Origin of the sequence: Blautia difficilis, assembly GCF_014297245.1 — a bacterium.
Lineage (GTDB): Bacteria > Bacillota > Clostridia > Lachnospirales > Lachnospiraceae > Blautia_A > Blautia_A difficilis.
Map to the genome: position 1 here is coordinate 39,000 of NZ_JACOQG010000011.1, position 26,286 is coordinate 65,285.

23 protein-coding genes, 1 tRNA gene and 1 other annotated feature are annotated in these 26,286 nt (G+C 42.8%); of the genes, 4 read left to right on the forward strand and 20 right to left on the reverse strand.

The genetic code is table 11. The features are described from left to right. Positions 1 to 16: 16 nt before the first annotated feature. From H8Z82_RS08555 to pta, 5 genes are all read right to left on the reverse strand, one after another. Positions 17 to 1,369 carry an MATE family efflux transporter gene (locus H8Z82_RS08555; RefSeq protein WP_186994891.1) on the reverse strand — a complete coding sequence of 451 codons (1,353 nt, stop codon included), beginning with the start codon at positions 1,367 to 1,369 and terminating at the stop codon, positions 17 to 19. A gap of 154 nt (positions 1,370 to 1,523) precedes the next feature. Next, a complete protein-coding gene (gene rpmF, locus H8Z82_RS08560) occupies positions 1,524 to 1,706 on the reverse strand; it encodes a 50S ribosomal protein L32 (RefSeq protein ID WP_008704709.1) in 183 nt (60 codons plus the stop codon). 3 nt (positions 1,707 to 1,709) lie between these two features. Further along, positions 1,710 to 2,237, reverse strand: a complete 528-nt coding sequence (locus H8Z82_RS08565) for a YceD family protein (RefSeq protein WP_019161339.1) — start codon at positions 2,235 to 2,237, stop codon at positions 1,710 to 1,712. A gap of 308 nt (positions 2,238 to 2,545) precedes the next feature. After that, entirely contained in the window at positions 2,546 to 3,736 is a 1,191-nt protein-coding gene (locus H8Z82_RS08570; RefSeq protein ID WP_019161338.1) for an acetate/propionate family kinase, read from the reverse strand. 118 nt (positions 3,737 to 3,854) lie between these two features. Continuing rightward, a complete protein-coding gene (gene pta, locus H8Z82_RS08575) occupies positions 3,855 to 4,865 on the reverse strand; it encodes a phosphate acetyltransferase (protein ID WP_019161337.1) in 1,011 nt (336 codons plus the stop codon). Positions 4,866 to 5,074: 209 nt separating this feature from the next. Here pta and H8Z82_RS08580 point away from each other — a divergent pair, with 209 nt between their 5' ends. Next, positions 5,075 to 6,442: a tRNA(Met) cytidine acetate ligase gene (locus H8Z82_RS08580; RefSeq protein ID WP_186994892.1), complete on the forward strand. Its 1,368-nt coding sequence runs from the start codon at positions 5,075 to 5,077 to the stop codon at positions 6,440 to 6,442. Positions 6,443 to 6,522: 80 nt separating this feature from the next. Beyond that, positions 6,523 to 7,311, forward strand: a complete 789-nt coding sequence (locus H8Z82_RS08585; protein ID WP_186994893.1) for a hypothetical protein — start codon at positions 6,523 to 6,525, stop codon at positions 7,309 to 7,311. 160 nt (positions 7,312 to 7,471) lie between these two features. Here H8Z82_RS08585 and H8Z82_RS08590 read toward each other — a convergent pair whose 3' ends face one another. The 7 genes from H8Z82_RS08590 to H8Z82_RS08620 form a co-directional block, all read right to left on the reverse strand. Further along, positions 7,472 to 7,885 carry a potassium channel family protein gene (locus tag H8Z82_RS08590; RefSeq protein ID WP_173701971.1) on the reverse strand — a complete coding sequence of 138 codons (414 nt, stop codon included), beginning with the start codon at positions 7,883 to 7,885 and terminating at the stop codon, positions 7,472 to 7,474. A gap of 215 nt (positions 7,886 to 8,100) precedes the next feature. Continuing rightward, positions 8,101 to 9,357 (reverse strand): RNA-guided endonuclease InsQ/TnpB family protein, encoded by a 1,257-nt coding sequence (locus H8Z82_RS08595; protein WP_243176429.1) that lies wholly within the window; start codon positions 9,355 to 9,357, stop codon positions 8,101 to 8,103. Between the two features lie 18 nt (positions 9,358 to 9,375). Continuing rightward, positions 9,376 to 9,786, reverse strand: a complete 411-nt coding sequence (gene tnpA / locus H8Z82_RS08600) for an IS200/IS605 family transposase (RefSeq protein WP_202018854.1) — start codon at positions 9,784 to 9,786, stop codon at positions 9,376 to 9,378. Positions 9,787 to 10,169: 383 nt separating this feature from the next. Next, on the reverse strand, positions 10,170 to 10,964 hold the full coding sequence (locus tag H8Z82_RS08605; RefSeq protein ID WP_186994894.1) for an ABC transporter ATP-binding protein: 795 nt from the start codon (positions 10,962 to 10,964) through the stop codon (positions 10,170 to 10,172). Positions 10,965 to 10,967: 3 nt separating this feature from the next. After that, positions 10,968 to 11,879, reverse strand: coding sequence for an ABC transporter permease (locus H8Z82_RS08610; RefSeq protein WP_019161332.1), 912 nt, complete (start codon positions 11,877 to 11,879; stop codon positions 10,968 to 10,970). A 150-nt stretch (positions 11,880 to 12,029) separates the two neighbouring features. After that, a complete protein-coding gene (locus H8Z82_RS08615; RefSeq protein WP_186994895.1) occupies positions 12,030 to 13,052 on the reverse strand; it encodes an ABC transporter substrate-binding protein in 1,023 nt (340 codons plus the stop codon). 189 nt (positions 13,053 to 13,241) lie between these two features. Then, positions 13,242 to 13,493: a binding site (T-box leader), on the reverse strand. A gap of 32 nt (positions 13,494 to 13,525) precedes the next feature. After that, on the reverse strand, positions 13,526 to 14,323 hold the full coding sequence (locus tag H8Z82_RS08620; protein ID WP_186994896.1) for a hypothetical protein: 798 nt from the start codon (positions 14,321 to 14,323) through the stop codon (positions 13,526 to 13,528). 233 nt (positions 14,324 to 14,556) lie between these two features. Here H8Z82_RS08620 and H8Z82_RS08625 point away from each other — a divergent pair, with 233 nt between their 5' ends. Then, the gene (locus H8Z82_RS08625) at positions 14,557 to 15,645 is read left to right on the forward strand and encodes a pyridoxal phosphate-dependent aminotransferase (RefSeq protein ID WP_186994897.1); all 1,089 of its coding nucleotides are present in this window, start codon (positions 14,557 to 14,559) and stop codon (positions 15,643 to 15,645) included. Between the two features lie 349 nt (positions 15,646 to 15,994). Here H8Z82_RS08625 and H8Z82_RS08630 read toward each other — a convergent pair whose 3' ends face one another. The 8 genes from H8Z82_RS08630 to H8Z82_RS08665 all read right to left on the reverse strand — a co-directional run bounded on the left by H8Z82_RS08630 (position 15,995) and on the right by H8Z82_RS08665 (position 25,353). Then, positions 15,995 to 17,359, reverse strand: coding sequence for a PFL family protein (locus H8Z82_RS08630; RefSeq protein ID WP_186994898.1), 1,365 nt, complete (start codon positions 17,357 to 17,359; stop codon positions 15,995 to 15,997). 26 nt (positions 17,360 to 17,385) lie between these two features. Further along, a complete protein-coding gene (locus H8Z82_RS08635; RefSeq protein ID WP_019161327.1) occupies positions 17,386 to 17,658 on the reverse strand; it encodes an ACT domain-containing protein in 273 nt (90 codons plus the stop codon). 16 nt (positions 17,659 to 17,674) lie between these two features. Continuing rightward, positions 17,675 to 18,469 (reverse strand): MBL fold metallo-hydrolase, encoded by a 795-nt coding sequence (locus H8Z82_RS08640; protein WP_019161326.1) that lies wholly within the window; start codon positions 18,467 to 18,469, stop codon positions 17,675 to 17,677. Continuing rightward, positions 18,456 to 19,055, reverse strand: coding sequence for a dephospho-CoA kinase (coaE, locus tag H8Z82_RS08645; RefSeq protein ID WP_019161325.1), 600 nt, complete (start codon positions 19,053 to 19,055; stop codon positions 18,456 to 18,458). The genes H8Z82_RS08640 and coaE overlap by 14 nt, the downstream gene beginning before the upstream one ends. Beyond that, on the reverse strand, positions 19,056 to 21,710 hold the full coding sequence (gene polA, locus H8Z82_RS08650) for a DNA polymerase I (protein ID WP_019161324.1): 2,655 nt from the start codon (positions 21,708 to 21,710) through the stop codon (positions 19,056 to 19,058). Positions 21,711 to 21,749: 39 nt separating this feature from the next. Then, complete coding sequence (locus tag H8Z82_RS08655; RefSeq protein ID WP_019161323.1) at positions 21,750 to 22,151, reverse strand: anti-sigma factor family protein; 402 nt, start codon at positions 22,149 to 22,151, stop codon at positions 21,750 to 21,752. 148 nt (positions 22,152 to 22,299) lie between these two features. Then, on the reverse strand, positions 22,300 to 24,216 hold the full coding sequence (ftsH, locus tag H8Z82_RS08660) for an ATP-dependent zinc metalloprotease FtsH (protein WP_019161321.1): 1,917 nt from the start codon (positions 24,214 to 24,216) through the stop codon (positions 22,300 to 22,302). A gap of 129 nt (positions 24,217 to 24,345) precedes the next feature. After that, positions 24,346 to 25,353: a glycoside hydrolase family 5 protein gene (locus H8Z82_RS08665; RefSeq protein ID WP_186994899.1), complete on the reverse strand. Its 1,008-nt coding sequence runs from the start codon at positions 25,351 to 25,353 to the stop codon at positions 24,346 to 24,348. 135 nt (positions 25,354 to 25,488) lie between these two features. On the opposite strand from H8Z82_RS08665, the gene H8Z82_RS08670 reads away from it, so the two are divergent. Then, positions 25,489 to 25,572, forward strand: a tRNA-Leu gene (locus tag H8Z82_RS08670). The last annotated feature ends 714 nt before the right edge of the window (positions 25,573 to 26,286 follow it).

Here is a 26,286-nt window from a genome sequence, read left to right on the forward strand (position 1 = left end):
GTGTGCCGGAAAATGGTTAACTCTCCTTTTTCCTTCCCGGAAATTTCATAAAATAATATACAACAAACAATACTGCCGTAATGCTCCAGGAAACCGGATAACTGAGCATGATCGTATTAATTCCCGGATACATCTGTCCGGCTGTAAAAAGCCATAGGATTCTCAGAGAGCACACACCGCCGCAGGTCAGGATCATAGGCACCAGAACTTTTCCGGTACCCCTCAGTGCCCCGGACAAAATTCCTATGATTACATAAATGAAATAGGACGGCAGTAAAAAACGACTCATGTGAACACCATGGACGATTACTGCGCTGTCTGTGGTAAACAGACGATAAATCCAGGGAGCAAATGAATACATCAAAATGATCATCACCGCAGAACTGACCATACTCATGACCATACAGACACTCACACTCTTTCGCATACGGTGATATTTGCCGGCTCCGAAATTCTGTCCCACAAAGGTAGTAATGGAAATTGCAAACGCATTAATCACCATCCAGAAAATGGCATCGATTTTTCCCAGTGTTCCCCAGGCTGCCACTGTGTCAGTTCCCAGATTATTGACAAATACCTGGATCACAATATTGGAAATATTATACATTACAGATTCCAGACCTGCCGGGATACCGATTCTCAGCACCGAAAACAGCATTCTTCTGTTAAAACGAATCTGATTGATCTTCAGCACATATATCTCTCTGGTTTTCAGCAGCATTACTGTTACGATCAGCGCACTGATCACCTGAGAAGTAACTGTAGCAACAGCTACTCCTGTCACGCCCATATCAAATGCCACAACAAACAGCAGGTCAAGAATGATGTTCAGCACACAGGTAACAATCAGAACATACAACGGTCTTTTGGAATCTCCCACTGCGCGCAGGATGGCAGCCCCCATATTATAAACCAGGTTAAAAACCATTCCGCCAAAATAAATATGAAGATACACCGCAGAGTCCTCTACCACATCTGCAGGTGTCTTCATAAGCAGTAATGCAGGCCTGGTCAGAAAAATCCCCACTACAGTAAGAACAATTCCCGCCGCAAAGGAAAATGCAAATGCTGTATGCAGCGCCTTACTCAGATTCTTCTTGTCTTTTGCCCCATAAAACTGCGAAATCACAACTGCTGCCCCTGAGGAAAGCCCTACAAAAAAGCCAACGATCAGATTGGCGATCTGACTGGCAGAACCTCCAACTGCAGCAAGTGCCTGTTTTCCTACAAAACGACCTACAACAATGGTATCTGCAGTGTTATAAATCTGCTGAAAGAACGTTCCAAATACAATAGGAAAGAAAAATAACAGCAGCTGTTTCCAGATCACTCCTTCTGTGATCTGATTTACCTTTTCCCTTTTCTCCATTTTTTTCCCTCATCCACATTGTCAAGCGGATAAAATCATCCGCTTCGCTGCAAAGCAGCTCCCACAATTCTCATGTTCATTATATTTTAACATACAAAAAAGCAGGTATCTCACAAAAATGTGAGAACCTGCCATACTTTGCAATCATTAAAAATTAGTCTTCAACTTTAATGATTTCCTTTTTGTTGTAGCTTCCGCAAGCTTTGCATACTCTGTGCGGCATCATCAGTTCGCCACATTTGCTGCATTTTACAAGGTTCGGAGCGCTCATTTTCCAGTTTGCTCTTCTCTTATCACGTCTTGCTTTAGAAGATTTATTCTTTGGACAGATGGACATATGTTACACCTCCTTAAATTTACTAAATATATCACTGATAGCTGCCATACGGGGATCCTTTGGTCCCTCGACGCATCCGCAAGGACCGTCATTGAGGTTTTTCCCGCACTGGCTACAGATTCCTTTGCAGTCTTCTCTACATAAAACCTTCAAAGGCCAGCTCATCAGTACCTCAAGATAGACCAGCTGGTCCACATCCAGGTCCATACCTGTGAGATAAGAACTCTCGTCCAGATCATTCACACGGTCTTCATCCGTAAGCTTCATATCAAGTTTTCGCTCAATCTCTAAAGGAATCTCAGTGGAAACCTCTTCCAGACATCTGTCACAGGGAATACCAACGGTAATCTTACCTGTTCCTCTGATCTCAAGATTCCTGTCACCTGTATTCGTAATCGTAAGCTCTATGGGGTCTTTTGCAAGGACCGGAAAGCTTCCTGACTGAAAGGTGATCGTATCCATTCCAAACTCTGCAGTCTTCTGAATACGCATTCCTTCACTGGATGAAATATCTGATAAATGTATCTGCATACTTTTCTCCTATCCACACTTGTTTTATTATACATACCGCCTCTGCTTTTGTCAACGATAAATTAGAAAAATTTCACATTTTGTCAAGTAATATTCCTTTACGAAGTATTTTATGGAATTGCTATACTTCCTGTGAAACCTATTTTATCATCCGGCAGCATTATGATCAGGTAATTTCCACATGCTTTACGGGCACAAAGAAGGGTGCTCCTGACAGACGCACCCTTCCCTTCTATATAAATATAACTTCTATCCAGCTATATTTTTCTCGTTTGGACATCATACAGACACTCTGTTGTCTGCGAAAATTAAACCAGAGCTACTGTCTCTCTGCAGATTGCAAGTTCTTCGTTTGTAGGAATTACAGCAACTTTAACTTTGGAATCCGGTGTAGAGATAACGATCTCTTCTCCGCGAACTCCGTTAGCCTCTTTGTCAAGTGTAACTCCAAGGTATCCAAGATAGCTTACAACTTTTTCACGTACAGGAATAGCGTTCTCGCCGATACCTGCTGTAAATACGATGGCATCTACACCGTTCATAGCTGCAACATATCCACCAACGAATTTAGCAATACCATAGCAGAGAACGTCGATTGCGTTAGCTGCATCTTCGTTTCCGCTCTGAGCTGCATCGTTCAGATCACGGAAGTCGCTGGATAATCCGCCGGATAATCCAAAAAGGCCGGATTTTTTGTTCAGCACATTCATGATACCTGCAATATCAAGGTTTTCTTTCTTAGCGATGAATTCCATGATAGCCGGGTCAATGTTACCGGAACGTGTTCCCATAACAACACCTTCAAGTGGAGTAAGACCCATTGTTGTATCAACACACTGACCGTTTACAACAGCACTGATGGAAGAACCATTTCCAAGGTGGCATACGATAACTTTTGAGTTATCTTTGTCAAGGCCAAGGAATTCAACCGCACGTTTAGAAACAAAGCTGTGGGAGGTTCCGTGGAAACCGTATCTTCTTACTTTGTAGTTCTTGTAATATTCCAGTGGAAGACCATAGAGGTATGCTTTTGCAGGCATCGTCTGATGGAAAGCGGTATCAAACACACCAACCTGAGGTACTCCTGGCATAAGCTCAGAGCATACACGGATACCGATCAGGTTTGCAGGGTTATGAAGTGGTGCAAGATCGTTGCACTCTTCTACTGCTGCGATAACTTCATCTGTGATCACTACAGATTTGGCAAATTTCTCACCACCATGTACAACACGGTGTCCAACAGCATTTACTTCTTTCAGACTTCCGATGGCACCTGTTTTGTCATTTGTAAGGGCATCCAGAACCATCTGGATTGCTTCTTTATGTGTAGGCATCGGAGCTTCTGTGATTTCTTTGTCACAGCCTGTTTTCTGATATACTAATCTTCCATCGATACCAATTCTCTCGCAGAGACCTTTTGCAAGAACTGCTTCTGAATCAGAGTTGATCAGCTGATATTTCAGGGATGAACTTCCACAGTTGATTACTAATACGTTCATTTTCATATTCTGCCGGCAATAAATTCCGAATATTTCTGCCAGCTTTTCCTTTCATATTATAATATCAATAAATTATGTAGTCGATAAAATAATTCTGCTTTACTGTCTGACCGAAATCTTATTTGTTGTCATCAGCCTGGCACTGTACTGCTGTGATAGCTACTACACCAACGATATCGTCTGCAGAGCATCCACGGGACAGGTCATTTACAGGTTTAGCAATACCCTGGGTTACAGGTCCGTAAGCTTCTGCCTTTGCAAGACGCTGTACAAGTTTGTATCCGATGTTACCTGCATCAAGGTCTGGGAATACAAGTACGTTAGCTTTACCAGCTACTTCGCTTCCAGGAGCTTTGGATGCACCTACACTTGGAACGATAGCTGCATCAAGCTGGAATTCTCCGTCAAGTGCAAGTTCCGGATTCTGCTCTTTTGCGATCTTTGTAGCTTCTACTACTTTATCTACGTCAGCATGTTTTGCACTGCCTTTAGTGGAGTGTGAAAGCATTGCAACGATTGGTTTCTCTTGAACAAGAAGTTCGAAGGATTCTGCAGAAGATGCTGCGATTGCTGCAAGCTCTTCTGAAGTCGGGTTCTGGTTCAGACCGGAATCAGCAAATACAAATGCGCCGTTTGCGCCGTATTCGCAGTTCGGAACTACCATTAAGAAGAATGCGGATACAAGTTTTGTACCTGGTTTTGTTTTCAGGATCTGAAGACATGGTCTTAATGTATCAGCTGTAGAGTGACATGCACCGGATACCATACCGTCTGCATCGCCCATTTTTACCATCATTACACCATAATACAGATACTGGTTAAGAAGAATCTCTTTAGCCTGATCCGGTGTCATGCCTTTTTTCTGTCTTAATTCTACTAACTTGTCAATATATCCCTGTGTTTTCTCTGATGTAGCAGGATCTACGATCTGTGCGCCGGAAATGTCATATCCGTCTTCAGCTGCACTCTTTTTAACAGCTTCTTCGTTACCAACAAGGATAACCTTTGCAATTCCTTCTTTTAAAATTTTCTCTGTAGCTGCCAGAGTTCTCTTATCTTCTGTCTCCGGAAGTACGATTGTTTTTACGTTTGCTTTTGCTCTTTCTTTGAGTGTGTCAATAAATCCCATGATTAAAATGGCTCCTTTCATATAGCAGTTCTGATATCCAATATCAATTTTCTATCAATTATCTGCGCTGTTTTCATTATAACTCCTGAAGCCTTGTATTTCAAGCATCTGAATGGTAGAATATGACATAAAAAAGTTTTTTTTAAGATGCAATATGGTTAAAAAAGAGAACTCTACAGAATTTCAGAAAGGAGCATCTGTGTAAATTTATGAAAACAGCAGGAATTATTGCAGAATATAATCCTTTTCACAAAGGACATGAATATCAGATCCGGTATGCAAAGGAAAAGTTAAAGGCAGATTATGTTATCGTTGCCATGAGTGGAGATTACGTACAGCGCGGCACCCCTGCTCTCATCTCCAAACATGCGCGGGCGGAAATGGCTCTGCGGTGCGGTGCAGACCTTGTGCTCGAAATGCCGGTATCTGTCTCTACGGCAAGTGCGGAAGCCTTTGCAATGGGCGGTGTTTCCCTGTTGGACAGCCTTGGTGTTGTTGATATGCTATGTTTCGGAAGTGAGTCAGGGGAGATCAGCGCACTGAAAGAACTGGCTGAGATCCTTGTAGCAGAACCGGAAGAATATAAGAAGCTGCTGAAAAGCTTTTTAAGCGAGGGTCTGACTTTTCCCGCTGCCAGAAGCCAGGCGCTGACAGAATATTTTAAGAATCCACGCAACTTCAGCGGTGACGATTTTGACGGAGTCCTTACTCCTCTGTTAAATGAAGTGACACAGATTCTGAGCACTCCCAATAATATTCTGGGAATCGAATACTGTAAGGCACTTCTCCTCCTGAACAGCCGGATCCGCCCTGTCACCCTCCGCAGAGAAGGGATGGGGTATCATGAAACCACTGTCCCTGAAGGAGATTCAGCAAGCCCTTCCCCTGATCTACAGTCATCTACTGATTTCTTTGCATCTGCAACTGCTATACGCAGTCTTATTCAAAATCCGGGAAGTAACCATTCAGAGGCAAGCTCAGACATAAATAATCCAGGCAGGAATTCGGATAACAAAATTGCCAATATACTGTCATCCCAGATTCCGGAACCGGCCTTTCCTGTTTTTCAGAAAGCTGTAAATTCCGGTGAATTTCTCACAGAAAATTCTCTGGACTCTATTCTCTCCTACTGCCTTATGAAAGAGAATGCCAAAAGCCTTTCTTCCTATATGGATGTTTCCGATGATCTTGCACGAAGAATCATAAATCAGCAGAATCTCCTGCTGTCCTTTTCCCAGTCTGTATCTGTTTTAAAAACCAGAGAGCTGACTCAGACAAGGATACAGAGGGCATTGCTTCATATTATATTAAACATCCATACTGTACCCACACAGATTCCCTTTGCCAGGGTTCTTGGTTTTTGCAGGGAAAGCAGTGAACTGCTAAGCCAGATCAAGCAGCACAGCCGAATTCCTCTTATCACCAAGCTTGCGGACGCCCAAAATCTTTTGGACAGTGAAGGAAATCAGATTTTATCTGAAACTGTTTTTTCTTCCAATTTATATGAAAAACTTCTGTGCCTGAAAACCGGCAGAAAATTCTGTCACGAGTCCCAGAAACAGCTTATTATCATATAATTCTTGTTGTTTAAATTCACTTATGTTAAAATATAAACAGTGAGGATAAGGATATAAAACAAGGAAGGAGGAAAAGAAAAATGAAAGCGAATTCAGGTTTAAAAAAGAGCAGAACAAAGATTCAGATGGTACTTACCGCCCTGGTAATCTTATCTGTTGTACGTCAGTTTTTCCTGGGAAATTACCACAATATGTTTCTGGGAATCTTAACATTGATCCTTTTTATGGTTCCACAGTTTCTGGACAGAAAACTGAACGTCACAATACCACCGGGACTGGAGACAGTCATTCTGATTTTTATCTTTTCAGCAGAAATTCTTGGCGAAATCAATGCCTTTTATGTAAAAATCCCTATCTGGGATACCATTTTACATACTACTAACGGTTTTCTGATGGCTGCCATCGGATTTGCACTGATCGATCTTTTTAACCGCAGTGACAGGTTTTCCATTAAAATGTCACCGTATTTTGTAGCTTTTTTTGCATTCTGTTTTTCAATGACTGTTGGTGTTATGTGGGAATTCTTTGAATTCAGCATGGACTGGTTCTTTGGAATGGATATGCAGAAAGACTGGATCGTACCGGCTATCAACTCTGTGAAACTGAATCCTACCGGTGCAAACGTTCCCATCCATGTAGATGTTCAGTCCCTGGTCGTCAACGGTGAGACCTGGAATCTGGGAGGCTATCTTGATATTGGTATTGTTGATACCATGAAAGATCTGATCGTAAACTTTATCGGTGCAGTAGTATTTTCTGTCATCGGTATTCTGTATCTGCGAAACCGCGGAAAAGGAAAGCTGGCAGCTTCTCTGATCCCGCAGGTACGCAGCAAGCAGGAAGAAGAACTTTCTTCCAAAGATCAGTAAGATCGTTACTGTTCACTCCGTTCTCAGTAACGCAGCCAAAATTCATTACAGATTGCCTGCGGCAATGGAATTTTGGCCTGTATGTCTCGGGATTTTGGCATATCCATGCCAAAACACCTCGCGGGATAGTGGAGTGTGATCAGTAACGTAAGATTCACAGCTACCGAAATTGGCGCACTTTTCTGGAAATATTCTCCAGTTCTTCTCTGGAAAGCTCAGGAAGTCTTTCCAGCTGATCCATAAACATGGCAAGTGTCTCTTTTCGCTGCATTTCCACCATCTGGGTGTAGAAATTAACCACTACCCCGGTGGCAATGGCAACTACAAAAAGGGAATAGATTGTCAGAAGAACGGAACACATTTTTCCAATGAAAGTAACCGCAACTACATCGCCAAATCCGGCAGTGGAGATCACTGCATAGCAATACCACAGTGCATCTCCGTATCGGTTAATGTCTGGTTCAACCAGTTGGATCACTGCTGCGATAGCAAAAATAAACACAATAAAACCAATGATAATTTTATCTGCGCGAGTCCGTTTTAAAACACTGCCTAATACTTTAATTCTTTTCATGCACTTGTCCTCCAATGAAATAATATACTGCCTGAAATTAATTGAAGTATAGTATAAAACGGTTTCACTTGCAATATGAAAGGAGCTTAACAGTATGAAAGATAATAAAGCAGTGAATTACTCGGCAACTGAGTTACCAGAGCATCTGAATTAAGGCGGGATACCGCCTTTTTTCAGGGTGCATCCATGACACCACTACTGTTTGCTCTTTAGAGCTATACAGCTACTTTTATTATTTCCGGTGTTTTCAGTCCGGTTACGGACAGTTCTCTTTTTACTCCGGATACGGAGTGATATTTTCTCAGGATATTATATGCACCTACGGCATCTGCGTTATAGGTTCTGTTTCCATCTCTGTACAACCCTCTCTCTTTCCGTTTGGACGGCTCTGCATATCTTTTCCCCACTTTCGGTGACAGCGGACTGCACTGGCTGGTATAACTTTCTTCCTGTTTTATAAAACGGATCCCATATCTTTTCAGCTTATATTCCAGCATGATGTAGCTCCTGTTATACGGCAGGCTGTGGAACTTCTGGTTTGTCCTGTGTCCCAGGTCTTTTTCTCTCCGGATATTCCGGATATCCCCTGCAACGACACAGGTGATTCCCTGTTCCCGGCAGTATTCTGCAAGGTACCTTGTGACCTTGTGCAGATAATCCGTTACTGAATCATGTTTTCTCTTATATAACTTCCTGATATGTTTTGATGTGACCGGATACTTTACTCCCTTTCCGGACTGCTGTCCATACCACTGGGCCTGCACCCTTGCGATCTCTTTATGGAAATATCTTTCCAGTGCAAGGTATTTCCTGCCCAGGATAAACGTCTTACCGTTCCCGGAATCATAACACGTCATAAGATTATGGAGTCCCAGATCAATAGACAGTTCATGTCCGTTCTGTGGAAGTTCTTCCTCGTCAGGGACCTCATAAACAACAATAATTTTACAGTTTCCCTTCTCCGGCGGGTAGATCCGCAGCTGTTTGATCTGATCCATGCCCCTGAAAATCTTATTTTCAAGGTAAAGAAAGTTTTCATGGATCTGATATGTTTCTTTCATATATTTTTTTAATGCCTTTGGAAGGGACAGGCGGACTCTGCCCGTATCCCGCTCATGCACGATTCCCATCTGCATATAGGTAATGGGGATACTTTCCTGCTTAAACCGCGGCGGTCTGGGAGCCTCGATCCCCCCGGATCTTTTCAGGGCATAAAAAGACTTCCATGCCTTGTCCAGCAGTTTACAGACTTCCTGGGCAGTCTGGGACGGGAGCTGTTTATACCACAGATCCTCTTTATGGGCTTTTTTCTGATAGTACCAGTCAGGATACTTCCCCATACCCGCTTCTTTGTAATGCTGACGTTCATAATTACAGACATTCCAAAGCTTGGATGCTGCATAGCACATATGTCCGATGAGATTCGCATATTCCCGGCTGACCTTTATGGATGTTTTCTTTGACAGTAGCATTTCCTCTCCTCCATAGTATCAGTACGCTTTGCTCTGATGTTCGATGTACCTGCGGATATTTTCTTCCGATACAGATCCGACCGTTTCCACATAATAGGAATGGTTCCACAGCTCCCCCTTCCAAAGCTGGTTTCTTATTTCCGGAAAACGTTCGAAAAGTTTCCTGCCAGAGATTCCCTTCAGATATTTCACGATCGCAGTTATGGATAATTTCGGAGGGGCTGACACAAAACAGTGTACATGGTCTCCTTCCCCACATTCAAACAGATGGACCGTAAAGCCCTTATCTTCTGCGATCTCCTGCACCAGTTCCTGCAGATATGCCTCGACCTCCGCACTTAATATCTTCCGTCGGTATTTTACCGACCATACCATATGGTAATTAATATTGCACACACAAGTGCGATAATGTATAAGATTTTCTTTCATGCATATAGTATACCATGATATCAAAAATTTCGCAATAAAGTATCGAACATATTTTCTTTTTTATAATGCTGGATACAGCTTTTTATAGGGAGGGCTTAAATGTATTTTTATAGGGAGAAATTGAATGAAAACCGTTTTGTTATTTTTATTTATTATGAGTGCAGATATGCACAGTTTGCGCTTTCATCTCGGTAATTGAATTGCCGAGGATTCCCGCTTACTATCCTAAAACCAGATCAGGTAAGTTCTGTAAATTAGAACAAGTCTCAAAAAAGAACCTGATAAAAAAGAACCATTATATCAGACTATACAGCTATCAGTCATTCAGATAGCAGCTATAACCTTTGTATATAATGGTTCTTTTATTAGTTCTTTTATTATGTTTATTTCTCTCCGGAAAGAAGAATACGATCATTATCCAGCATCTTGCCTGCACCTGTCTTAAACTTCTCCAGAAGTCTTTCTACAGTCAGGCCTTTCTTTTCTTCTTCATGAATATCCAACACAATATCTCCGGAATCCATCATCAGGATACGATTTCCCAGATCAAGGGCTGACTGCATATTGTGGGTGATCATCAGACAGGTAAGCTGATGTTCCTCTACAATCCGTTTCGTAAGATTCAGCACCTTTTCTGCAGTTCCCGGGTCAAGAGCTGCTGTATGCTCATCCAGAAGCAGAAGCTTGGGCGGATTTATAGTTGCCATAAGAAGTGTCAGTGCCTGTCTCTGTCCACCGGAAAGAAGTCCTACCGGCTGAGTCATTCGCTTCTCAAGTCCGATATCCAGAAGCTTCAGTTCTTCATGGAATCGCTCTTTTTCCTGTCTGGACACATGGGACAGCCATCCGCCTTTCCCTGCTGCAAGTGCCAGATTCTCTTCTATGGTCATTCCAGGTGCAGTTCCCCTCATAGGATCCTGATACAGGCGGCCGATGGTTTTTGCGCGTACATGCTGGGGCATAAAAGTAATATCCTGTCCATCCAGCATGATCATGCCGGAATCTGTAAGAAAATCTCCGCAGATTGCATTAAACAGAGTGGATTTACCAGCACCGTTAGAACCGATGATTGTTGCAAAATCACCTTTCTCCAGATTCAGGGATAAATCTCTGATGGCCTGTTTCTCGTTTACCGTACCCGGATTAAAAGTCTTGGAAATATGTTCAATCTTCAGCATAAATCACTGTACTCCCTTCCTGTGAGTCATTCTTCTCTTAATCTGCGGCCACTGTTTCTTCAGGTATGGACCTGAAATAGCCAATACAACGATCACAGAAGATACCAGTTTCAGCATAAATGCCGGCATGTTAAATCTCAGTGCAACCGTATATACCAGACGGAAAATAAAAGATCCAAGTACCATGCCTACGGCTCTCACAAAAATTCCGCCTCTGCCAAGGATCGTACCTCCGATCAGCAGGGAGGCCAGTGCAATGGTAACCATTCCCTGTCCGATATTGATATCTACGGATTTCTGTGACTGAGACAGAAGACATCCGGAAAGTGCTGTAAAGGAGTTGGCAACACAGAGACCTACGATCGTGGTAAACACCGGGTTAATAGATGAGGATTTTACCATATCTGCATTATTTCCTGTGGCTCTGATCGCCAGACCAAGTCTTGTTCTCAGAAAGAATACAAGAAAAGCGATCACTATGATCACTGCCATAAGGGCAACTACAATATCTCCTCTGCCTTTCAGCGGTGTATTTTTCAGCGTTTCTTTCATCATGGAAAATACTGTATCTGTTCTGTTCATATTGATCAGGGAAGAACCTCCCATCACTGCAATGTTCACAGAATAAAGCCCTGTATTAACGATAATTCCTGCAAGAAGACTGTCAACCCCCAGCTTTGTCTGAAGTATGGCTGTCACAAAGCCTGAGCATACACCTGCAGCCATGGCTGCAAAAATAGATAAAAAAGGATGTCCGCTGACTGCCACTACCGCTCCCACTGCTGCTCCCAGTGTGAAACAGCCATCAGTGGAAAGGTCACAGACATTCAGCATGGAATAGCTGAGAAACAGGGCAAGAACTGTCAGTGAACAGATCAGGCCAAGCTTCAGCGCAGTCTCTCCCAGGGAGAGCATAGTCGCAATAGTCACGATGATTTCCTCCAGTTTGTATTTATTTTATTACGTTCAATGAACAGCAACAGAAAAACTGCTGCTGTTCATTTCCATTCAGAAAATATTTTGTTCAAATTCACGTCCGATCAAAACACGATCCAAACATCTTTATTATTTTTCCACTTCATCAAAGCTCTCTGCTGTAACGATCTCGTTTACCTGTGTGCATAATGGCTCAAAGTCCTTTTTAACTGTGTCAAGATCAAGTCCCAGCCCTTCGCAGGTCTCTGTATTTACAGTTGCTGTACCATTGTCAAAGGTTTCTACCGGTGTTTCAGATGGGTCTGCACCGTCTACCAGAATTGCTGCGATCATATCTGCTGTCTTCTGTCCCAGGTTTGCATAATCCACACCGTATCCAACGAACGCACCGTTTAACGCAAAGGAATCGGCTCCTGTATACTGTGGGATACCTGCATCAATAAATTTCTCATAAATAGAAAGTTCTGCTGTCATAATAGTGTTGTCTGTCGGGGTAAATATTGCATCTACCTTATCTGCCACCAGAGCATCTGCTGCAAGCTGTACCTCATCTGTTGTAGTTCCTGTACGCTCTACATATTCAATGCCTTCCTTGTCCAGATAATCCTTGGCTTCCTGGATAGCTGTAGTGGAAGAATCCTGTCCCACATCATAGAGAAGTCCAATCTTTTTCACATCCGGATTTACTGCCTGGATCAGTTTCATAATAGAGGCTGTATCAAGATAATCACTGGTTCCTGTGATATTTGCTCCCGGTACCTCCAGAGCCTCTACAAGACCGCTTCCTACAGGATCAGATACTGCGGAAAATACAACCGGTGTATCCGTTCCTTCTGTTGCGGACTGCATGCGCATTGCCACAGGTGTTGCAACACCTACCATTAAATCTACATTATCAGCCTGAAAATCAGAAATGATCTGCTCCATAACATTTGCATCAGCATTGCAGTTATCATAAGATACCTCAAAGTTTACATCCTTTTCCTTGCCAAGCTCTTCCAGGCGGGACTGAATGTTGTCTACGATCTGGTTTAAGGAAGCGTCATCTACATAATTGCAGATGCCGATCTTAAAGTCCTGTGCCATAACCGGTGATGCCATCATCATAGTTGCCATTGCTGTTGCTGCGATTGCTAATACTCTTTTTTTCATAGTCTTTTTCCTCTCTCTACATCAATGATTCAGCAGCTCATAATATTTAACTGCCGTAGCCTCAGGGATATATGCCAATCCCCTGTTACTGTCTGTGAGAAAGAACTCCGGATTCCTTTTGCCGGATGTGCCAACTGATGTGAAAAACCGCTTTGTATATATAAAAAATCCGTCTCAAACAATGCATTTGCTTGAGACGGTAATAAGTATCTTATTATCGCGGTGCCACTCAAATTGACGAAACGTCCACTTTCTCATGTACAAACATACACTCCTGATTTATAACGGGTTCGGTTCCCGTCGGTGCCTACTCTCACACTTATTCAGATTTCGGACCGCCCTCGAAAGGCCATTCAACAATCAGTTTCATACGGCTTCCCACCAGCTGCCGCTCTCTGTGATGATCCTTGGTTGCTTACTCTTCTTTCTCATCGGTTTTGATGTGTTTACTTTACCACGCTAATGCAGATATGTCAAGGTTTTTTTGAATTTTCTGTCTGCGGATTCCAGGAATCACTTTCCAGTTTCTTCAACATCTCGTCCAGATCAACCGTATATGCCACTTTTATATCGCTGTCCTTTTTAACGATAAACTCTGACAATCCATATTCCTGTCCATTATCTGCCCAGTCGTAGGTATATCCCAGTCTTGTCCAAGGATATGCGCCGTCAAAATAGCTGGAAATAATATTATCATCAAACCAAGCTTTATATTCCTCATTGACGTTCTCTGAAAATGAATCTGTCATTTCTACTGTTCCAATATCTGAAACATAGGCCGGCCGGAAAACGTCCTCCGGTTTTGCCCACATCGCTGTAAAATAATTTGATTCATTATCAGGACGCAGTCCGATCAGCTCCTTCAGTCTGGTCTGCCAGTCTGTCACACTGTCCTTATTCTCCTGATATTTTTCCTCCAGCTCACCGCCTGTAAATGTCCATACATTTCCCCATTCCAGTTTTACATCAGCCCCGTCCGGATAACTGTCCGGATACTTATGGAAGGTATAAAGAAGAATCCTGCCCTCATCATCATAAACAGCATAAGGTTCCCCTTCATCCAGACTTACCACAGGAAGAATCTCATCCTTATCAATAATCATAGCATCCCTGACAGCCTCATCAAACAAAATCTGCAGATCATCCCCGCTTTCGTCCGAAGCCTCTGTCTCCTCTGCCGCCAGCACACTTGCCGGCCCGACCCCTGATACAGCCATTGCTGAAACCAGCAGTCCACTTACCATCATCATCTTCCATAATCTGTTTTTCATACGCTTTTTCCTGCCTTTCTTAATTGGTATACCTGATTCAAGTCAAGCGGATAAAATCATCCGCTTCGCTACTTAATTCGGTTTAATATGATAATTATAGGTTCATTTTACCATCTGTCTGAATATATGACAAGAAATGATTTGTTTTTCTGGAAACAAAAGCACAAAAATGATATACTATATTTCAGATATCACATATTCAGAACTATTATAACAGATTGTGAGGCTTTATTATGAGTGCTAAAATAGAATTTCACGGAAGTGACATTGAGAAAGTCTGCGAGATTTACGGGCTTCGCAGAGAAGATATCATTATGTTTGGGGCAAATGTAAACCCTCTGGGGCTTTCTGAGCATGTAAAGGAACAGCTTGCAGGGCGTCTGGATGTCCTGTCTTCTTATCCTGACAGAGATTATGCTTCACTTCGCAGCACAATTTCAGAATATTGTAACATTCCTGCTGAATTCATCCTGCCGGGAAACGGTTCCAGCGAACTGATCGCGCTGCTGATACAGGAACGAAATCCAAAGCACACCCTTATCCTGGGCCCAACCTACTCCGAATACTCCAGAGAACTTTCCTTCTCAGGAAGCACTCAGGAATATTACCACTTGCGCGAAGAAGATAACTTTGTCCTCGATGTAGATGACCTTTGCCGGACTCTGGAAGAAAAATACGATTTTCTCATCCTCTGCAACCCAAATAATCCTACCTCATCTGCAATTAAGGTAAACGACCTGCGCAGAATCATTTCCTTCTGCAATGAGCAGAACATTTTCGTAATGATCGACGAAACTTATGTAGAGTTTGCCCCAGATATCAATGAAATTACTGCCGTTAGCCTCACCAGAGAATTCCAGAACCTGATGGTACTCCGCGGCGTATCCAAATTCTACGCAGCCCCAGGCATGCGTCTGGGCTACGGAATCACCGGAAACCTGGAATTTCTCAAAAAAATGAAAGAAAAACAGGTACCATGGTCCCTCAACAGTCTGGGAGCCTTGGCCGGCGAACTGATGCTCCAGGACAAAACCTACATCCGCCAGACCCGGGACCTCATCCTCTCAGAACGCACCCGACTGCTTCAGGCATTAGAGGAAATCCCCACCTACAAAGCCTACCCAACCTATGCCAACTTCCTCCTCCTGAAAATCCAGAAACCCGGCCTGACCTCCCAGGACGTCTTCGACACCTGCATCCGCCAGGGCCTCATGATCCGCGACTGCACCTCCTTCGAATGCCTGGAAGGAGAATACATCCGCTTCTGCATCATGCACCCCCAGGACAACACCCGGCTTCTACATGTACTGGAATCTCTTTAAAGCAAGACATTTCCTTTATTTATAGTAATTCACAAACAATCCAGTCCATCATAGCTTAAAACCAGATACCAGCGGAGCGGAAAATATTTTGTCTGGGGTGCATTTGCAGGAGTCTTAGATATTCTTAGCGCTCAGAAATCTGCGTTATGAGCCGTCTGCATCACTGTCTGAGCGAAGTCGGAGACGGAGCGAGTTTGACAAGACGGCTCATGCTTTTAGCAGATTTCTGAGCACTTAGAATATCTTAGGCTCCGAAACCGCACCCCAGACAAAATATTTTCCGCCCCGCGTCCCTCTTGAACAAAAAAAGGCCAGAAACTCCCTTTTCCGAAGTTTCTGGCATTTTTCATCAGTTTTTAAAGCTATGGATCGGCGCCGGAATCCTTCCGCCTCTCTGCACAAACGCATCACAGGAGAACTGATTCACCGGCATGATCGGTGCATAACCAAGCAGTCCACCGAACTCAACCACTTCGCCAACTCCCTTACCAATTACCGGGATCAGACGAACCGCCGTAGTCTTCTGATTCACCATACCAATAGCAGCCTCATCTGCAATAATACCTGCAATAGTAGAAGCCTTGGTATCTCCAGGAATCGCAATCATATCAAGACCTACAGAACATACACAGGTCATAGCCTCCAGCTTCTCAAGAGTCAGAGCACCTGCATTTACAGCATCGATCATACCCTGATCCTCACTGACCGGAATAAATGCACCACTTAAACCACCAACTGCAGTAGAAGCCATAACGCCGCCCTTTTTCACCTGGTCATTTAACAGAGCAAGAGCTGCTGTTGTACCCGGTGCACCTGCATGCTCCAGACCAATCTCCTCCAGGATCTCAGCAACACTGTCGCCGATGGCAGGAGTAGGAGCAAGAGAAAGATCCACAATACCAAACTTAACACCAAGACGTTTGGAAGCTTCCCTTGCTACCAGCTGTCCAACACGTGTTACCTTAAATGCAGTACGTTTGATCATCTCGCAAAGTGTCTCAAAATCCTTTCCTCTCACTTTCTCAAGAGCAGTTTTAACAACACCAGGTCCGCTGACACCTACGTTGATGATCGTATCTGCCTCTGTCACACCGTGGAACGCACCTGCCATAAAAGGATTATCATCCGGCGCATTACAGAATACAACCAGCTTGGCACATCCCAGAGAATCCTGATCCTTACTTGCCCGAGCTGTTTCCAGAACGATCTCACCCATCAGTTTGACAGCGTCCATATTGATACCTGTACGTGTAGAGCCCACATTTACAGAGCTGCAGACACGCTCTGTCTTTGCCAGTGCCTGTGGAATAGACTCGATCAGAAGTTTCTCTGCAGGAGTCATTCCCTTGCTTACCAGAGCAGAATAACCACCAATGAAGTTTACTCCAACTGTCTTTGCAGCCTTATCCAGAGTCTCTGCAATTGTCACAAAATCTTCTTTTGTCTTACATGCCGCACCGCCCACCAGAGCGATAGGAGTTACGGAAATTCTTTTATTTACAATGGGGATCCCATATTCCATGGAGATTGCCTCACCTGTGGATACCAGATCTTTGGCACAGGTTGTGATCTTGTTATAAATCTTTTTGTTCAAAGTCTCAAGATCACTGTCAATACAGTCCAGAAGGCTGATTCCCATTGTAATGGTACGCACATCCAGGTTCTCCTGCTCGATCATTTTATTGGTTTCATTTACTTCAAAAATATTGATCATTTTATCTTTCTCCCTTGTATGTTTTCTCAGATTCTGTGCATTACATTGAAGATGTCTTCATGCTGGCAGCGGATCACTACGCCGATCTGATTTCCAAGGTCTTCCAGTTCTTTTGCAAGAACCCCATTATCTTTTTCACATTTTGTGGCATCTGTTACCATCATCATGTTGAAGTATCCCTGTACGATGGTCTGGGAGATATCAAGAATATTTACATTGTTGTCTGCAAGATAAGTACAAACCTTTGCAATAATCCCCACTGTGTCGTTTCCTACTACGGTAATGATTGTTTTTTTCATAAGTTCTTTGTCCTTTCTACACTGTAATTACTTCTGATATGCAATCCCTCTTTGCCACCTGTATTTTAAAATCACGGGACTTATAAGGGTTGTCGCCTAAGGTTACTTCTGAGCACACAGTCTCATAGGCCAGCTCTTCATAGTTATTTTCTCTGCTTAAATGTCCCAGAAAAATAGCTTTCATGTTGTCATGAAGAAGCCTGCATAAAAGTCTGCCTGCATTTTCATTAGAAAGATGTCCTCTGTCTCCCAGAATCCTCTGTTTCAGATAATAAGGATATTTTCCCACTTGAAGCATACGGATATCATGGTTTGCCTCCAGAAGAAGGGCATCCAGATTCTGGAGATTCTCAATTATGTATTCATTATATTTTCCAAGGTCCGTGGCAATTCCCACAGAGTGGTCATCACATTCTATACGGTATCCCACCGGCTGCGCGGCATCATGAGAAATCGTAAAAGGATCTATTTTCAGATCTCCCACCGAGAATGTCTCATCTTCCCTGATCTCATGGAAAATCCCTTCCGGCATTTTTCCCAAATTCATTCTGGACAAGGCATCCACCGTACCTCCTGTGGTATAAACAGGTATCTGATACTTTCTGGCAAGCACTCCCAGTCCTTTAATATGATCCGAATGCTCATGGGTAATCAGAACACCGTCAATATCTCTTCCTGTCAGCTCCAGCTCATTCAGTCCCTGCTCCACGCGCTTACCGCTGATCCCCACATCTACCAACAGATGTGTCTGATCAGAGCCTACATAAATACAGTTCCCACTGCTGCCGCTGGCAATACTACAAAGTCTCATATTTTTTAATTCCTTCCCTGATCTGTTGCCAGGTTTCCTCCAGATCAGCATTATTTGTAACCACATAATCTGTATGCGCCCTAAAAAATTCTTCCGGTGCCTGACTGGCTATAATACTCATTGATTTCTCCCTGGTATATCCCCGGCTTTCCATCAGCCTGCGGATACGGATCTCTGAATCCGTATGGATATACCAGACAGTATCACAGAATTCCTCATAATGATCCTCCAGAAGAAGGGCTGCCTCTACCACACAGATTCTCTGTCCCTCTTCCTTTTTCAGGTCGAGCTGTCTGCGGATGTATTCCTTCACAGCAGGATGAATAATGTGATTTAATTTTTCCAGCATATCCGGATGTGAAAATACTACATCCGAAACCAGCCTGCGGTCAATAGTTTTATCATTTTTTATAATTTGTTTTCCAAATAATGCAATTACCGGTTTATAGCAGGATTGTCCCGGTTCCATCACCAGATGACCTATTTCATCTGCTTTCATCACATATGCCTGATATTCCTGTTCCAGAAAATCCAGTACTGTACTCTTGCCGGCTCCCACTCCGCCGGTGATCCCTATTGTAATCATTTATTTTGCCTCATACCAGTTATTGCCCTGGTGCATATCCACTTCCAGTTCTACTGACAGGTTCGCAGCTCCTTTCATTTCTTCCTCCAGGATTGCAGAAACCTGTTCAATTTCCTCTTTATAAGTCTCTATAAGAAGCTCATCATGAACCTGCAATACCAGACGGGAACGCAATCCCTCTTCCTTCAGTCGCTTATAGACACGGTTCATGGCAATTTTAATAATGTCTGCTGCTGTTCCCTGAATAGGAGAATTCATGGCAACTCTTTCCCCAAAAGAACGCTGCATAAAATTGCTGGACTTCAATTCCGGAATTGGTCTTCGTCTTCCAAACATGGTCGTCACATAGCCCTTTTCCTTGCCCTGTTCCACCAGTTCATCCAGAAATCCCTTGATTTTAGGATAAGTTTCAAAATATCTTTCAATATAATCAGCCGCTTCTTTTCTTGTAATACTTAAATCCTGGCTGAGACCAAAGGAACTGATTCCATACACAATTCCAAAGTTAACTGCCTTGGCGTTTCTTCTCTGCAAAGGAGTTACCTGATCAAAAGGCACATGAAATACCTGTGACGCTGTCAGCCTGTGAATATCCTGTGCCTCACGGTAAGCCTGGATCAGTTTCTCATCCCCTGACATATGTGCCAGTACACGCAGCTCAATCTGGGAATAATCTGCATCCAGAAATACATACTCATCCTCCGGTACAAAAACCTTTCGGATCAGGCGTCCCAATTCCATGCGTACAGGAATATTCTGAAGATTAGGCTCTGTACTGCTGATACGTCCTGTAGCAGTAATAGTCTGATTGAAAGTCGAATGGATCCTTCCATCCTTTTCGATCACCTTTTCCAGCCCATCTGCATAGGTAGATTTCAGTTTTGTTAACTGTCTGTACTCCAGAATATCTTTCACAATCGGGTACTCCGGTGCCAGCTTCTCCAGAATATCAGCAGCTGTAGAATATCCTGTTTTTGTTTTCTTGCCACCCTTTAACCCCAGCTTTTCAAAAAGGATGATTCCCATCTGTTTGGGAGAATTAATGTTAAATTCCTCTCCCGCCTGTTTCCAGATCAGCTGTTCCAGCTCTGCAATCCGGATATTCAGCCTTTCTCCATAGCTTTTCAGTTCCTCCCCTTTTACTTTGATCCCCCATTTTTCCATGGAATTCAGTGTAAAAATCAAAGGAAGCTCAATTTCCGTGTAAACTCTCCACATGTCCGTCTCTTTCAACGCTTCGCAAAGAGGTTCTCTGCTCACAAGCGCTGTATATGCCATATAGCAAGCCATATTTACCAGACCGTCCTCGCTCTGCTGCCATGCCTTTTCCAGAGTCATTTTTCCCAGCAGTTCCTCTCTGGACGGAAGAAGCCGGCCATTTAAATATTCTTTTGCAATATCATCATAGGTATATGATGATTTCAGCGGATTCAGAAGATAAGCAGCTACTCCTGTGTCAAAAATCTCACCAAAATCCTCACCATCTACATATTTCAGCATGGATTTCACATCCATGGAGCAGATTGTCAAAGCTCCATGGGAGGATTTCTGCAAAAGCTGCTGAAGCTTTCCACAGAGATAATTCTCTGTAAGCAGTCCCTCCACAGGTATAAAATAAACTTCCTCCTGATCCAGTGCCAGTCCCACACCAAATACCTGTCCCTGCTCTGCAACCAGTGAAACTCCCACATATTCCTGCTTTGCAGCTTTGTCAAAAAGGGTTTCACATCCGGACAGATCACTGCAGCTGAAAAATTCCTGCATCTGTTGCTGTGGCTGTGCATTTTCTGAGTCAAAACGACCCAGTAAATTTTTGAATTCCAATCGCTTACAAAGCAAAAATGCATCCTGTGTATAAAGATTTCCAAGCTTCGCCTGCTCATAGTCAAACTCCACCGGGCTGTCTGTATTGATTGCAGCCAATGCTTTACTAAGCTGTGCCAGATCATAATGCTCTCTGAGAGATTCCTTTGCGCGGTTGGGTTTGATCTCCTCCAGATGTTCATGGGCATTTTCAACAGAGCCATATTCCGCTATGATCTTTGTAGCAGTTTTCTCACCAACTCCCGGGATTCCGGGGATATTATCTGCGCTGTCTCCCATAAGAGCCTTCAGATCAACAATCTGAAGTGGTGTTACCTGATATTTCTCCAGCACCTGCTCTGCATGAAAATCCTCTATGGTAGTCTTCCCTCTTACAGTTCTTGGAAGGCGGATCATTACTTTCTCAGTGGCAAGCTGTAGTAAATCCCTGTCTCCTGAGAGAATGGTCACATCCATCCCTTTCTTCTCACTTCTACCGGCCAAAGTTCCCAGAATATCATCTGCTTCATAGCCCTCCATAGTAACAATTTTTACACCCATGGCAGTAAGCATTTCCTGGATCAAGGGCACCTGTTCTCTCAGTTCCTCAGGCATGGGTTTACGGGTTCCTTTGTATGCCTCATACATTTTATGACGGAAGGTAGGTGCATGAAGATCAAAGGCCACAGTCAGATACTGTGGCTTTTCCTCCTCCAGAATTCTGAAAAGAATATTCAGAAAGCCATAGACTGCCCCTGTATGCTTTCCTTCAGAATTAGTCAGATCCGGCAGACCGTAAAAAGCCCTGTTTAAAATACTATGTCCGTCGATCAGTAATATTTTTTCACTCATAAGTTCCTCCAATCATACAACAACCTCTTCATTTAGCGATCAGATAATACGAATCATCTGCATCACCACATATACCATAAACGCTGCCAGAGCCACGATCAGTATACACAAAAGGACTCCCACTGAAAAACGGCCTAATTTTTTCTTACGGATATATCGTCTGGATTTCCGGATATCCTGTTCCAGAAGGCTCTTGAAATCCATCACTGATCCGCTGTCATTGTCATCCAGCTGCTGCATGGCCTCATGAACAATGAAATATGTCTCCAATTCATCATAACAGGAAGAACATGTCTGGATATGATCCAAAAATTCCTCCAGCTCCTTCAAAGAAAGTTCATGATTAATATATCCGTTTACCATTCCCTCTGCAGTACGGCAGTTCATAACGTCCCTTCTTTCTGACTGTCCTGTTTTCTCTGTCAACCGGCTAAACTTCATTTCATTGTTCCTATTATAACTGAACCCGGACTGATTTACAAGGAAGAATCCTGATCGCCGGTAAAAGCAGCCCGGTGAAAGACAGGAAAAAGCAGCAGGCTCTCTTCTCCTGCTGCTTTCACTACATAACTTTTTGTCAATATGTCTTCTATTCTTCTGTATTCTCTTTTGTATTCTCTTCTGAATTTTCTTCTGTATTCTCTTGCTTTGCAGCCCCGGTATTCACAGAAGGAAGGGGATCATTCAGGATTTTCATAAACTCTTCCCCTGTAATAGTCTCATGTTCATACAGATATTTTGCAAGCTCATGAAGCTTTCCGATATTGTCCTGCAGAATCTTCAGTGCTTTCTGGTGCTCCATTTTCACCAAATCCACAACCTTCTTGTCCAAAAGCGTCTGTGTTTCAAAGGAACATGCAAGGCTGGAATCTCCTCCCAGATACTGGTTGGTAACATTTTCCATAGCAACCATATCAAAATCCTCACTCATACCATATCTGGTGATCATAGCCCTGGCAATCTTGGTAGCCTGCTCAATATCATTGGAAGCTCCTGTGGTAATGGAATGGAAAATAAGTTCCTCTGCTGCACGGCCGCCTGTAAAGGTTGCAATCTTATTCTCCAGCTCTTCCTTTGTCATAAGATAATGGTCACCGTCATCTACCTGCATGGTATATCCAAGAGCGCCTGAAGTACGCGGAATAATTGTAATCTTATGAACAGGTGCGGATTCTGTCTGTTTTGCAGCAACCAGTGCATGGCCGATTTCATGATAAGCTACAATAAGTTTTTCCTTGTTGGAAAGAACTCTGTTCTTCTTCTGATATCCGGCAATAACTACCTCAATACTCTCCTCAAAATCAGCCTGTGTAGCAAATTTTCTTCCGTCACGAACTGCACGGAGCGCAGCTTCATTTACAATATTGGCAAGTTCTGCGCCGGAAGCTCCTGCTGCAGCCTTGGCAATTTCATCAAAGCGGACAGAATCTGCAATTTTAATCTTCTTGGCATGAACTTTAAGGATATCCTCTCTTCCCTTCAGATCCGGAAGCTCTACCGGAATACGTCTGTCAAAACGGCCAGGTCTGAGAAGAGCCGGATCAAGAGAATCCGGTCTGTTAGTGGCAGCAAGGATCACAACACCCTTGGATCCATCAAAACCGTCCATTTCTGTCAACAGCTGGTTTAATGTCTGCTCACGCTCATCATTACCACCTGTAAATCCTGCACCATCTCGTTTCTTACCAATGGTATCTATCTCGTCAATAAATACAATGCAGGGTGCCTTCTCATTAGCCTGTTTAAACAGATCACGAACCTTGGCTGCTCCCATACCAACAAACATTTCCACAAATTCCGAACCGGAAATAGAGAAAAAAGGAACCTCTGCCTCGCCTGCTACAGCCTTTGCCAGAAGAGTTTTACCTGTTCCCGGAGGGCCTACAAGCAGGGCTCCCTTTGGCATGGACGCACCAATTTCTCTGTATTTCTGAGGATTATGAAGATAATCTACAATCTCCTTTAACAGATCCTTTGCTTCCTCCTCGCCGGCAACATCTGCAAATTTAATACCTGTAGATGATTTTACATATACTTTAGCATTACTCTTTCCAAAGGACATAGCACCTCCCGGTCCTCCGCCCATGGAACTCATCATCTTCTTGCTAAGCCAGCGTCCCAGAAGAATAAAGATAAGGATAGGCAGTACATATCCAGCCAGAATACTCACCCAGATAGATGTCTGCTGAGGTGCAACTGCTTCAAATTTTACGCCTGCATCATGAAGCCTGTCTACCAGCTCCGGGTCATTCACCTTTACTGTCCGGCAATATAACTCCTGTCCATCACTCTCAACTTCATAATAAATATAATTATCCTGAATCTCAACTGCTTTTACGTAATTTTTTTCTACGCCAGTGAGAAAGGTGTTATAATCTGTGGTCTGTACCTTTCTTCCCTCAATTGCAGGAAGAAGCAGTACATTCAGCAGAATTATAATAACCGCTGCAATAATATAATAGACATAAAGCGGTTTTCTGCCTGGCTTTTTATTATCAAGGTTCATTGGCAATTCCTCCATTTGTTATTTTGTAACAAGTACCATATCACTTATTCATGTAATTTTCAATAAAAGGCCGAAAATTTCATGAGAATTTCATAAACTTTTTAGAAATCAGATTCTTTCATTTCTCTGTCATTTTACAGACTTGTACCACAGGCCAGCCTGGGACAAATCCGATTTTTTGAAATTTCCCGTCCGGTTGCAGGAGCTTTTCAGCAGCGAGCAGCTTTCATTTTTATTACACAGGCTCCAGCAGACATAGCTGATCTTATTTTTCTTCAGAAACTGCATCCACTTATTTGCTTCGTTTTTGTCAATTCTGCCATTCCCGGAGCTTTCAGAAATTCCAAATTCACTGACAAAAACCGGCAGTCCCTTCTGAATAGCAGCCTGCACTTTCTGCCTATAGCTGTCACCATGAGTAGCTGTATAAAAATGAAAAGTGTACATAATATTGGAATATCCTTTGATAGGACTGTCTGCTGCCACATCTACATCCTGGGACCAGGTAGGTGTTCCCACCAGAATAATATTTTTCTTATCATATTTACGTATGGTTTTTATAACAGATGAGGCATAGCTTTTGATCATGTTCCAGGATGTACCCCCATTAGGTTCATTGCAGATTTCATAAAAAATATTGTTCTGGTTTTTATATTTCTTTGCCATATATTTAAAAAATGACATTGCCTGCTTTTTATTTTTCACAGGATTTCCGTCGCTTAAAATATGCCAGTCAATGATCACATACATTCCCAGTTCTGTGGCATATTTCACACCATTGTTGATCAGTTTTCTCAGTTCTGCCTGATTTCCTCCGGAACAATAACCATTATATTCTTCCGTATACATTGCCAGCCGGATACAGTTCACCCCCCAGCTATCCCTCAGTGTCTTAAAAGCCGCCTTATTCACATACTGGGGAAACCAGTTGATCCCATGGGTACTGACCCCTTTTAATACCACAGCCCTTCCCTGGGAGTTGACCAGTCTCGTGCCCTTTACACTAAGGCGTCCGTTTTTCTTCACCGGTGTGGAGGCTGCACTCACATTTGCCACAGGCAGCGTTCCCACCAGATAGATACAGCAAAGCATTGCACATAAAATCCGAAGCATCCTTATTGTTTTGTTTTTTTTCATTTTCCCCTCCCTGTTTCCGTTCATCACATTGTCAATGAACTATAAAAGTATCTTATAAAAAAATATCTTATAAAAATATGTAAAATTTTTCTTGCCAATCTGTCAGAATCATGCTATCATAGTAAAGGTTCAAACGCCGGCATGTCGGAATTGGCAGACGAGGCAGACTCAAAATCTGTTGGTGGCAACATCGTGTGGGTTCAAGTCCCACTGCCGGCACTTAAAAACGTTGATTTTAAAGGGTTTATCCATCCCTACGATTCAATGAGTAATCAAACAGGTAATCAAATATTTTTTACATCAATGTTTAACTGAATACACTTATTCCTTGCGACTGATTCTATTATACCATGAATTGCATTGTAGAATAAGTGTTCTTTTCTATTTTTTTGCAATTCATCTCCCACCTATAGAAGCATTCGGCATTCGACATTTGCCAAGTGAATTTTGTATTTTTTGTAAAACTTTCAAAATATAATTTTAATTTTTAGTTTAGTCTAATCTAATGCAAATATGCTATACAATTTCAGTTATTTCAAAAGATTTTCCGTCATTTTTTGAATCAAGTTTCTTCCTATATAACACATTTTTTTTTATCAAGTTGAAAACATCCCCGGTAATGTATAAACGTTTCACTATAGAGATTTAATTCGAACAAATTTGGAAGCGGACAACTGCTGCCATTCATTTAATGGTTGACTTTTAGGGCATCATGGCATATGATAATAACAGCTAATGAATGTAATAGCGTTTTCCATGGAACTAAATTTCTATCGGAAATAAGAAAAAGCTCAGAGGTCGGAACTCTGAGCTTTTTCTATTCCGTTTATGTAAGGTGGCTTATACCTTAGGCTGGCGCCGCTTATTCGTCCCCTTCCAACCATTTGCAGATAAAGTAGCTAACAATACCTGCCAGTACAGAGACAATGAATG